An 11,945-nucleotide genomic window follows, 5' to 3' on the forward strand; every position below is an offset into this window, starting at 1 on the left:
GCACATATAAATTCGTCTTTTTTCCTCAAGGAAGCGCCAATGTTTACGGTTTATCACTCAAACCAATTAGATATTCTGAAAACGCTGACCACGGCGCTAATTGAGGGGCGCCCGCTCGCCGATCCTTTCAGCCAAGAAGTGATTCTGGTGCAAAGCCCAGGCATGGCGCAGTGGCTGCAAATGGAGTTGGCGCAGACATTTGGTATTGCAGCGAATATCGCATTCCCGCTTCCCGCGACCTTTATCTGGGATATGTTCACCAAGGTCTTGCCGGGCATTCCCAAAGAGAGCGCCTTTAGCAAAGACGCGATGACGTGGAAACTCATGTGGCTATTGCCGCAAAAACTGGGTGAAGAGGATTTTGCCTCGCTGCGCCACTATTTAGATGACGATGAAGATAAACGTAAAATCCATCAGCTCGCCGCCCGGGTAGCTGACCTTTTTGACCAATATCTGGTTTATCGTCCCGAATGGCTTAAAGCATGGGAAAGCGAGCGACAGGTGGAAGGGCTTGATGAGGCGCAGCGCTGGCAATCCTCCCTGTGGCGCGCGCTGTGTACCTATACCCAAGAATTGCAACAGCCGGAATGGCATCGTGCCAACCTGTATCAGAACTTCATTTCTCAGCTGGAAAACGCCAAAGTCACTCCGGCGGGCTTACCTTCTCGCGTATTTATCTGCGGGATCTCTGCATTGCCTCCGGTCTATTTGCAGGCCTTACAGGCGTTAGGCAAGCACATTGATATTCATCTGATGTTCACCAACCCGTGCAAATATTATTGGGGTGATATCCAGAACTACGCCTTTCTCGCCCGGCTGCAAAGCCGCAAGCGACGCCACTATCTTGAAAAGCTGGAAGATGCCTCTCTGTTCCGTGAGCCGGCACAAGCCGCTCAGCTCTTTAACGATGACGGCATGCAGAACCTGAGTAATCCATTGTTGGCTTCATGGGGCAAGCTTGGGCGCGACCACATGTTCCTGTTGTCGCAGGTGGACGATATTCAGGAAGTCCACGCCTTCGTTGATGTGGGAGATGGCTCTCTACTCCATGCCGTTCAGCAAGATATGTTGGAATTAGAGGACCATGCCATCATAGGGATGACGCCGGAAACCCTGCTCAGCAGTGACCAAAAGAGGGTGTTGAATCCAAAGGATCGCTCCCTAAGCCTGCATGTTTGCCACAGTCCGCAGCGCGAAGTTGAGATTCTGTATGACAATCTGCTCGCGCTGATGGCTGAAAACCCGGCGCTTACCCCGCGCGATATTATCGTCATGGTAGCGGATATCGACAGCTACGCGCCTTATATTCAGGCGGTATTTGGTAATGCGCCAGCAGAGCGCTATCTGCCCTTTGCCCTGTCGGATCGTAAAGCAAGTCAGGCTCACCCCGCTCTGCAAGCCTTTATCTCCCTGCTCGATTTACCGCAAAGCCGCTTTACTGCCGAACAAGTTCTCGGGCTGTTGGAAGTCCCCGCGCTGGCTTCGCGCTTCTCCATTGATGAAGATGGACTGCGACTTTTGCGCCAGTGGGTCGGGGAATCTGGGATTCGCTGGGGGCTGGATGACGACAACGTCCGTGAGCTGTCACTGCCCGCGACTGGCCAGCACACCTGGCACTTTGGTTTGACCCGCATGCTGCTGGGCTACGCCATGGATAGCCAGTCGGGAGAGTGGCAGGGCGTCTTACCTTATGATGAATCAACCGGGCTGGCCGCCGAATTGGCCGGGCATTTAGCCGAGTTGCTGATGCAGCTTAGCCAGTGGCGCATAACCTTATCCAAGCCGCGCAGCGTCAGCGAGTGGCTGCCTCTGTGTCAGGAAGTGCTTAGCACATTCTTCTCCGCCGAAGGGGAAACCGAAGTGGCATTGGCACTGATTGAGCAGCAGTGGCAAAAAGTTCTCAGCCACGGCGTTGCTGCTCAATATCCAGATCTTGTCCCGTTGTCTATCTTGCGTGACGAACTGGCGTCAAAACTCGATCAAGAGCGCATCAGCCAGCGTTTTCTGGCCGGCCCGATTAACTTCTGTACCCTGATGCCAATGCGGTCCATCCCCTTCAAAGTGGTGTGCCTGCTGGGAATGAATGATGGCGTCTACCCAAGAACGCTGCCGCCGCTGGGCTTTGACCTGATGGCGCAGAAAGTAGAAAGGGGCGATCGCAGCCGCCGCGACGATGACCGTTACCTGTTCCTCGAAGCGCTGCTCTCCGCTCAGGAGCATCTCTACATCAGCTACATTGGTCGCTCGATTCAGGATAATAGCGAGCGCTACCCTTCGGTGCTGGTGACTGAGCTGTTGGAGTACATCGGCCAAAGTTACTGTCTCGACGGTGATGAAGGCTTAACGGCGGATCAAAGTGCTGAGCGCGTCACAAAGCATCTGCTGTGCTGGCATCCGCGCACGCCTTTCGACGCCACTAATTTCGAGGCCGGTAACGAACATCAAAGCTTTGCGGCAGAATGGCTGCCTGCGGCCAGTCGAAAGAGTGATGACGTTCTGGATTTCAACCAACCTTTAGAGCCAGTGGCAACCACTGAAGTGACGTTAGAAAACTTGCTGCGTTTTTATCGTCACCCTATCAAGGCCTTTTTCCAAATGAGGCTCAATGTGAGTTTCGTGCTGGAAGAGACCGAATTGTCGGATGAAGAGCCTTTCATTCTGGACAATCTTGACCGTTACCAGTTCAACACCCAACTTCTCAACACGCTGATTGAAGAGCGGGATCCTGCACAACTCTTTACCCGAGTTCGTGCGTCCGGCGGCCTGCCGTACGGCCCGTTTGGTGAAATTTACTGGCAGAAGCAGTTGGAAGAAATGACTGAATTAGCCGACACCGTGCGCAGCGAAAGACAGGAGTACGGCAGCGTTGAACTAGATTTGTCCGTGGGCGATATCAAACTGACGGGTTGGCTACATCAGGTACAAGACAATGGGCTGCTGCGCTGGCGTCCTGCGGCCTTGCTGGCCAGAGACGGTCTGTTATTGTGGATTGAACACTTGGCCTATTGCGCCGCCGGTGGCAAGGGCGACAGTCGGATGTATGGTCGCGGTGCCACGGCATGGCGATTTGCCGCGATGCCAGCTGACAGAGCAACGCAGCATCTACAGGATTTGATTAACGGGTATCTGGAGGGGATGTCTGAACCTTTGATTTTACTCAACAAAAGTGGCTGGGCATGGTTATCGCAGTGTTTTGATAAAGATACTGGTACGGTAAGTCATGATGAGGAAAAGCTTGAGAAAGCGCGCAACAAGTTACTTCAGGCATGGCAGGGGGATATTCGCGTGCCGGGAGAAGGTGCCGATCCTTATATTCAGCGGGTGTTCCGTCAGTTAGATACGCAAAAATTACAAATTATTATCCGTGAAGCGGAACGCTTCCTTTTGCCCCTAGCCCGACACAATCTGGCATAGTGGCATGAGTTCAAAAATTTACCTTATTGGGGGAGAGTGGCAATGTTAAAACAGCTTACCCGTGTTTCAGGGTTACTGTTGTTATCAGTCTTTTGGATACCGGCAGCATGGTGTGCGACTGACTGGCAGCCGTATGCACAAGCAATCAATAAGAGTCAAAACGACCCGCGTCAGTATCAGGCGATTACGTTGAATAATGGGATGACGGTGTTATTGGTTTCCGACAGCGAAGCCAGTAAATCTCTGGCTGCGTTAGCGATTCCCGTGGGATCTTTAGAAGATCCCGACTCCCAACTCGGTCTTGCACACTACACCGAACATATGCTGCTGATGGGCTCCAAAAAGTATCCCGAGCCGGAAAGCCTGTCTGAGTTTTTGAAAAAGCACGGTGGCAGCCACAATGGCAGCACCGCCTCCTACCGCACGGCTTTTTATCTTGAGGTTGAAAATGATGCGCTACAGCCCGCGGTTGATAGATTAGCGGACGCCATTGCCGAGCCGCTGCTCGACCCATTGAATGCCGACCGTGAACGTAACGCGGTCAATGCCGAGCTGACCATGGCGCGTTCCCGAGACGGCATGCGTATGGCGCAAGTTCGCGCTGAAACCCTGAACCCTGCTCACCCTAGCGCCCGTTTTTCCGGCGGCAACCTTGATACGCTAAAAGATAAGCCAGGGAGTAAATTACACGATGAGCTTACGGCGTTTTATCATCGTTATTACTCGGCTAATCTGATGGTGGCCGTGATTTATAGCAATAAACCCTTGCCCGAACTGGCCCAGCTGGCCGCAGACACCTTTGGTAAAATTGGCAACCACAACGCCAGCGTCCCTGCCATAACTGTTCCGACGCTTACTGAGGCGCAAAAGGGTGAGATTATTCATTTCATTCCGGCCCAGCCGCGTAAACAGCTGCGCATTGAATTTGCCATTGATAACAACAGCGCTGCTTTCCGCAGTAAAACTGACACCTATATCAGTTACTTAATTGGCAACCGGAGCCCTAATACCTTATCGGACTGGTTACAGAAAGAGGGGCTGGCTGATGGGATTAATGCCGGAGCCGATCCGATGGTGGATCGCAATCAGGGCGTGTTCAATATCTCAATTTCCCTTACGGATAAAGGGCTGGCTCAGCGCGACAGAGTGATTGCGGCGGTGTTTAGCTATCTGAATGAGATGCGCCTGCAGGGGATCAAAAAAGAGTATTTCGACGAAATCGCGCACGTCATGGCATTGGATTATCGTTATCCGGCGTTAACTCGCGATATGGATTATGTCGAGTGGCTGGTTGATACCATGCTCAGAGTGCCTGTCGAGCACGTTTTAGATTCGCCATATTTAACCGACCAGTTTGACCCTGCGGCTATCGCTGCTCGCCTTGATCAACTGACACCACAGAATGCTCGTTACTGGTACATCAGCCCTGATGAACCCCACAATAAAGTGGCCTATTTTGTGAATGCGCCTTATCAGGTTGATAAGCTCCCCGCCGCGACCTTTGAACAATGGAAGCAGCAGAGCCAGCAAATTTCGCTCTCTCTGCCTGCGCTGAACCCCTACATTCCTGACTCATTGGCGTTGGTGAATAAGCAGGGCGACCAGACCAAACCTAAGCTGGTGGTGGAGAAAAACGGCCTACGCGTTTTCTACATGCCAAGCCGTTATTTTTCGCAAGAGCCCAAAGCCAATGTGATGGTGTCGTTCCGCAACGCTCAGGCGCTGGATAATGCTAAAAACCAGGTATTGTATGGCCTGACAGACTATCTGACCGGCGTGGCCTTTGACCAACTGAGCTATCAGGCCTCTATTGGCGGCATTAGCTTCTCCACCTCGCCAGACAATGGATTGCAGTTTGCAGCCACTGGCTTTACCGAGCGTTTGCCGGTATTGCTTAGCAAGCTGGTGGACAGCTATCCGGATTTCAAACCGACCCAAGAACAGCTTGATCAGGCTAAGTCCTGGTATCTGGAACGTTTAGCGTCAGCGGATAAAGGCAAGGCCTTTGAGTTGGCCCTGCAACCCGTCCAGCTGGTTTCCCGCATCCCTTATACCGAGCGAGAAGAGCGCGAAAAGCTAGTGGCTGGCATCACCCTTGAGCAAATCAATGCCTATCGTGAAAGCCTGATCCATAACGCGGCGGTAGAGATCATGGTGATCGGCAACATGACCGAGCCTGAAGTGAAGGCCATGTCAGAAGCTATCGTCAATAAGGTTGGGGTGCATGGCTCTCAGTGGTGGCGTGGAAGCCACGTTGAAATCAAAAAGTCGCAGAAGGTGAATATTCAGCGTCAGGGCAGCAGCACCGACTGCGCGCTGGCGGCAGTCTACATCCCGACAGGCTATGATGAAGTGCAGAGCATGGCCTACAGTTCGCTGCTTGGCCAGATTATCCAGCCTTGGTTCTACAGCCAGCTGCGTACTCAGGAGCAGCTGGGGTATGCCGTGTTTGCCTTCCCAATCCCTGTCGGCAAGCAGTGGGGGATTGGCTTCCTGCTGCAAAGCAACAGCAAGCAGCCGCAGTATCTTTATCAGCGCTATTTGGCATTTTATCCTCAGGCGGAAAAACGGCTGCGTGCCATGAAGCCTGACGAATTTGCGCTGTACAAACAGGCGCTGATTAATGAGATGCAGCAGCGTCCGCAAACGCTTGATGAAGAGGCCGATCGCTTAGGCAATGATTTCAGCCGTGGAGAAAGCGACTTTAATACGCGCGACAAGGTGCTGGCGGTTATTAAGAGCCTGACCCAAGAGGAGTTGGCGGATTATTTCCATAAAGCGGTGATCAAAATGAACGGCCTGGCGATGCTTTCGCAAGTGTCAGGCAATGACGCGAAAACGGCTGACTATGCCAAACCGGCCGGGTTTAAAACCTACCCGAACACGTCTTCAATCCAGAAAACATTTCCTCATCAGGTAAACAGTCAATGACAGAGATTATCCCGCAGAAGCTTGAACCGCTGACGCTGCCCCTCACCGGAGCACGGTTGATTGAGGCCTCTGCGGGCACGGGCAAGACCTTCACGCTGGCCGTGCTTTATCTGCGGCTATTGCTCGGGCTGGGCAAGGAGGCCGCTTTTCCCCGCAGTTTGACGGTGGAAGAAATTCTGGTGGTTACCTTTACCGAGGCGGCCACTGAGGAGCTACGTGGCCGTATCCGCAGCAACATTCATGAGCTAAGAATTGCCTGCGTGCGGGGCCAGAGCGACAACCCGATGATGATGTCGCTGATGGCGGAAATCGAGGATTTAGCTTCGGCAGCCCATATTTTGCTGGCGGCAGAGCGGCAGATGGATGAAGCCGCGATTTACACCATCCACGGATTTTGCCAGCGAATGCTCACTCACAACGCATTCGAGTCAGGCATTCTGTTTGAACAGACCTTAGTTCAAGACGAGTTACCTTTGCGCCGTCAGGCCTGCGCCGACTTCTGGCGTCGCCATTGCTATCCGCTGCCACTGGACATCGCGCGCGTGATTTCGCAGGAGTGGAGCGGGCCGGAAGCCTTACTCAGTGACTTATCGCCTTATTTGCATGGTGAAATGCCCCAGCTCCGCCAGCCACCGGCTGAGGACGAAACTATTGAGACGCGTCACCAGCAGATACTCGAACGCATTAACAGCATCAAGCAGCAATGGCTGGCGGCATCGGCTGATATCGCCGCTATCATCAATGACTCCGGGGTCGATAAACGCAGTTATAGCTCGCGATATCTGCCGGTGTGGCTGGAAAACGTCGGGTTATGGGCTGCGCAAGCCACTGAAGACTACCAGTTGCCGAAGGAACTTGAGCGCTTTAGGCAGTCGGTACTGTTGGAAAAAACCAAGAAAGGCAATGCTCCGCAGCACGGCGTTTTCGACAGCATAGACGCCATCTTCACCGAGCCTCTGACGCTGCGCGATTTGATTATTGCGCGAGCATTAAGCGAAATTCGTTTCACCATTCAGAAAGAGAAGCGCCAGCGCGCCGAGCTAGGCTTTGACGATCTCTTGAGCCGCCTTGACGCCGCGCTGCACCAGCCTGGCGGAGAGCTGTTAGCACAGGCTATTCGCAGCCGTTATCCGTTGGCGATGATCGACGAATTCCAGGATACGGACCCGCAGCAGTACCGCATCTTCCAGCGCCTTTATATCAACCAGCCCCAGTGCGGCTTGCTGCTAATCGGTGACCCTAAACAGGCGATTTATGCGTTTCGCGGCGCTGATATCTTTACCTATATGCGCGCTCGTTCTGAAGTTAGTGCTCACTACACTATGGACACCAACTGGCGCTCATCAGTAAGCATGGTTAAAGGCGTTAACCACCTGTTTTCCCAGCTGAATAACCCGTTCGTATTCTCTCAAATTCCTTTTATTCAGGTCTCTCCGGCGAGGAAAAATACCTTGCTCGACTTTGAACTGAATGGGCAGAGCCAACCTGCTTTGCATTTCTGGTTACAACAAGGGGAAGGAGTTGGAGTAAGTGATTACCAACAGCTGATGGCGCGCCAGTGCGCGGCGCAGATTCGCGACTGGCTGACGGCCGGGCAAAATCAGCAGGCGTGGCTGGTGAATGCCAAGGGTGAACGTAGTCTGGTTCAGGCGTCCGATATTACCGTTTTGGTACGCAGTCGGGCAGAGGCGGCGCTGATCCGCGATGCCCTCAGCGCGCTCGACATTCCTTCTGTGTATCTCTCCAACCGCGACAGCGTTTTCGAAACGGCGGAAGCCAAGGACATTTTGTGGCTGTTGCAGGCGGTGCTGACACCTGAGCACGAGCGCACCCTGCGCAGTGCCATGGCCACCGGCATCATCGGCCTTGATGCCCTGACGCTCGATAACTTGAGCAAAGATGAGCGGGCCTGGGATGCCTTAGTCGACGAGTTTGACGGCTACCGCCAGCGCTGGGCGCGGCGCGGCGTGCTGCCCATGCTTAAGTCATTGATTGCTCATCGCCATTTGGCCGAGAACCTGCTGGCGGCAACCGGGGGCGAGAGAAGACTGACCGATTTACTGCATCTTGGCGAGTTGTTGCAGGAAGCCGCCGCCCAGCTTGATAGTGAGCACGCACTGGTGCGCTGGTTGGCGCAGCAAATCGCCTCCCCGGATCGCCAATCGCAGAGTCAACAATTAAGGCTGGAGAGCGATAAACACTTGGTGCAGGTGGTGACCATTCATAAGTCCAAAGGTCTGGAGTATCCGCTGGTCTGGCTGCCGTTTATCAGTAATTTCCGCCAGCAGCAGCAAGGCTTGTACCACGACCGCAGCACCTTTTCGGCCATGCTAGACCTCAACAGTGATGAGCAAAGTAAGGAGTTGGCCGAAGAGGAGCGTCTGGCGGAGGATCTCCGTCTGCTCTATGTGGCGCTGACGCGTTCGGTTTACCACTGTAGCGTGGGCATTGCGCCTTTGATGCAGGGCAACCGCAAAAAGCAGGGCGATACCGATTTACACCTCGGAGCGATGGGCTATTTGGTACAGAAAGCTCAGGCTGCCGACGCCGCAGGGTTAGTCGTCTGCCTCAGTAGCCTTAGCAATGAGGATGTGGTGTTCTCCGCTATTGAATCGCCAGAGCAAACGCCGTGGGCCGCGCCAAGCGATGAGCTAAAAACACTTTCCGCACGCCAAATGAAACGCCAAATTCAAGACAGCTGGCGCATCACCAGTTACTCCGGCCTACAGCAGCACGGCACGGCGTTGGCGCAAGACCTGCTGCCGAAGCTAGATGTTGAAGCTGCGGGTGAGCAGCAAGAGGCCGTCGAGCCACAAATGAATGCCCACACGTTTCCGCGCGGTGCTTCGCCCGGGACCTTCCTGCACAGCATTTTCGAGGAAATCGCCTTTGACGCAGAGGTTGATGACCAATGGCTGACGGAAAAGCTAACAGCTCAGGGCCTTGATGCTGAGTGGCTACCCGTGCTTAAAGCCTGGATTGAAGCCATTTTAAACACGCCGCTCGGTGAGCCGCAGATGAAACTCAGCGCGATTGACCAAGGCAAATTGCAGTCTGAATTGCAGTTCTACTTACCTATCGACAGCTTGCTTCAGGCTTCGCAACTCAACGCCGTGGTGAAACATTTCGACAGTTTATCCGCCCGCTGCCCGTCGCTTAACTTCCAGCAGGTGCAGGGCATGCTCAAAGGCTTTATCGACTTAGTATTCTTCTGGGAAGGGCGTTTTTACTTGCTCGATTACAAGTCCAACTGGCTGGGTGATGACAGTAGTGCTTATACCGAAGAAGCGATGGAAAGCGCGATGGCTGAGCACCGCTATGACCTGCAATACCAGCTCTATACGCTGGCGCTCCATCGCTATTTAGGCCATCGGCTGGCCGATTATGACTATGAGCGCCATTTTGGTGGTGTGATTTATCTGTTCCTGCGCGGCGTGGATCCGGAGCATCCGGGTAATGGCGTTTTCCGCCGTCGCCCGTCGCAGGAGTTCATCGAGTGCCTTGACCTGTTATTTAGAGGCGAGTTTGTCCCTGATGAAGCCATGCTTGAACAGGCCAGAATGCTGGAGGGGCAGCTATGAATAGCTCTGCGACATTGAAAAGTGGCTCAGCGGTTGATGCCCTGTTCGAGCAAGCCTTACTGCAAGGCGCGTTGAGATCACTGGACGTGCAGTTTGCCCGCATGATTGCCGGAGGAACGCAGGCAGAGACTGAATATGCCGCGTTAATGCTGGCGGCCGCCTGCCTGAGCAGTGAAGCGGGGAGTGGTCACGTGTGCCTGCATTTGGACCAGCTCAGCCCTGATTCCCTGTTTGACGGTCGTTATCCGCAGCTAGCTATCGAGCTGTGGAAAACAGCCGGTGAGCCGGATACCAAGCAGTGGCTGGCACTATTAAACCGCCATGCAGCTGTCAGCGACGGCAGCCAGCCAACGCCGATGGTCTTGCAGGAAAACCGTCTTTATCTCCAGCGAATGTGGCAGAGCGAGGGCGAGGTTGCCGATTTCTTCAGTGCTGAAAAACGTCTGGATACCTCGCCCATTTCACCACTGACCGTGGATGAAACGCGGCTTAAAACGATTCTGGATGACCTGTTTGGTCGCACAGACTCGGCCGAGATTGATTGGCAGAAAGTTGCGGCGGCGGTGGCGGCTACCCGGCGGATTTCAATCATTTCCGGCGGGCCCGGTACCGGCAAAACCACCACGGTTGCCAAGCTATTAGCCGCGCTGGTTCAGCTCTATCCGCAGCAGAAACTGCGCATTCAGCTCGCCGCGCCCACCGGCAAGGCGGCAGCGCGTTTGACCGACTCTCTGGGGCAGGCCAGTCTGCGTTTACCTCTTAGCGAAGCCGAGCGCGCCGCTTTCCCGACTGAAGCCTCGACATTACATCGATTGCTGGGCGCACAACCCGGTAGCCAGCGCATGCGTTACCACCGTGGGAATCCGCTGCACCTTGACGTGCTGGTGGTGGATGAAGCCTCAATGGTTGACCTGCCGATGATGGCGCGGCTGATTGAAGCACTGCCCGCGCAGGCGCGAGTGATTTTCCTTGGCGACCGTGACCAGTTGGCTTCGGTAGAAGCAGGGGCGGTGTTGGGAGATATCTGCCGCTTTGCAGAGCAGGGGTACAGCGCAGAGCGCGCCACCCAACTGAGTTATTTGACCGGCTGCCCTGTCGCGCCAACCGAAGTGGCTAACGCCGCCAGCGTGCGCGATAGCTTGTGCCTGCTGCGCCGCAGCTATCGGTTTGATTCGGCGTCGGGTATTGGTCAGTTGGCGAAAGCCGTCAATGCAGGGGAGAGCGCCGCCGCGTCTGCCGTGCTGGCGCAAGGCTTGCCGGACGTGACGGGCTATCCGCTCAATGAAACTGAGGATTTCCAGCCGCTGCTCGATGCCTGCGTGGCGGGCTATCTTCCTTATCTCCAAGGCGTCAGACACAGCGCATCGCCGGATAGCATTTTGCAGGACTTTGGCCGTTTTCAGGTGCTATGCGCGCTGCGCGAAGGACCGTTTGGCGTAAAAGGGCTGAATGAGCGCATCGAACAACTGCTAAATCGCAAAGGGCTGATCCGCCGACCTGCCGTGCTGGCGGGGAAATGGTATGCCGGCAGGCCGGTGATGATCAGCCGAAATGACAGCGCGCTGGGGTTATTCAACGGTGATATCGGTATCGCCTTGCAAAGCGAAAGTGGCGAGCTGAGGGTCTACTTTCAGCTTCCGGGCGGTGAAGTGAAATCCGTGCAGCCGAGTCGTTTGCCAGCCCATGAAACGGCTTACGCCATGACGGTGCATAAGTCTCAAGGCTCTGAGTTTGACCACACGCTGCTGGTGCTGCCTAACCATTTCCTGCCGGTGCTAACCCGGGAGTTGGTCTATACCGCCATTACCCGAGCTAAAAAGCAGTTGTCGCTTTATGCCAGTGAGAAGGTGTTCAACATTGCGACCCGCACGCGAACTCGCCGCCGCAGCGGGCTGGCGGAACGGCTGAGCGAACATGGCGAGTCGTCCTCTCTCAATCCTGAGTAGTAAAAACAAAACGGGGCTTCTCTACGCGTGAGAAGCCCCGTTATTTTTTATCACTAACCTAGTGTAAGCCCTG

The 11,945-nt window shown here is 54.5% G+C and carries 4 protein-coding genes; all 4 read left to right on the top strand.

Features of this window, described 5'->3' with window-relative positions; genetic code table 11:
- The first annotated feature begins 39 nt into the window (after positions 1 to 39).
- From recC to recD, 4 genes are read left to right on the top strand one after another with little or no spacing between them, the layout of a single operon-like run.
- A complete protein-coding gene (gene recC, locus SBO83_RS10470; RefSeq protein ID WP_396131463.1) occupies positions 40 to 3,414 on the top strand; it encodes an exodeoxyribonuclease V subunit gamma in 3,375 nt (1,124 codons plus the stop codon).
- A gap of 42 nt (positions 3,415 to 3,456) precedes the next feature.
- The gene (gene ptrA, locus SBO83_RS10475) at positions 3,457 to 6,345 is read left to right on the top strand and encodes a pitrilysin (RefSeq protein ID WP_396131464.1); all 2,889 of its coding nucleotides are present in this window, start codon (positions 3,457 to 3,459) and stop codon (positions 6,343 to 6,345) included.
- On the top strand, positions 6,342 to 9,926 hold the full coding sequence (gene recB / locus SBO83_RS10480; RefSeq protein WP_396131465.1) for an exodeoxyribonuclease V subunit beta: 3,585 nt from the start codon (positions 6,342 to 6,344) through the stop codon (positions 9,924 to 9,926). Before ptrA ends, recB begins: the two co-directional genes overlap by 4 nt.
- A complete protein-coding gene (gene recD / locus SBO83_RS10485; protein ID WP_396131466.1) occupies positions 9,923 to 11,872 on the top strand; it encodes an exodeoxyribonuclease V subunit alpha in 1,950 nt (649 codons plus the stop codon). The genes recB and recD overlap by 4 nt, the downstream gene beginning before the upstream one ends.
- Positions 11,873 to 11,945 lie beyond the last annotated feature (73 nt).

The organism is Ewingella allii (assembly GCF_044430645.1).
GTDB classification, from domain to species: Bacteria; Pseudomonadota; Gammaproteobacteria; order Enterobacterales; family Enterobacteriaceae; genus Ewingella; species Ewingella allii.

What these genes read in the sequence shown, in the direction of transcription:
- recC (WP_396131463.1), top strand. Translation starts at nt 40, where the DNA reads ATGTTTACGGTTTATCACTCAAACCAATTAGATATTCTGAAAACGCTG.
- ptrA (WP_396131464.1), top strand. Translation starts at nt 3,457, where the DNA reads ATGTTAAAACAGCTTACCCGTGTTTCAGGGTTACTGTTGTTATCAGTC.
- recB (WP_396131465.1), top strand. Translation starts at nt 6,342, where the DNA reads ATGACAGAGATTATCCCGCAGAAGCTTGAACCGCTGACGCTGCCCCTC.
- recD (WP_396131466.1), top strand. Translation starts at nt 9,923, where the DNA reads ATGAATAGCTCTGCGACATTGAAAAGTGGCTCAGCGGTTGATGCCCTG.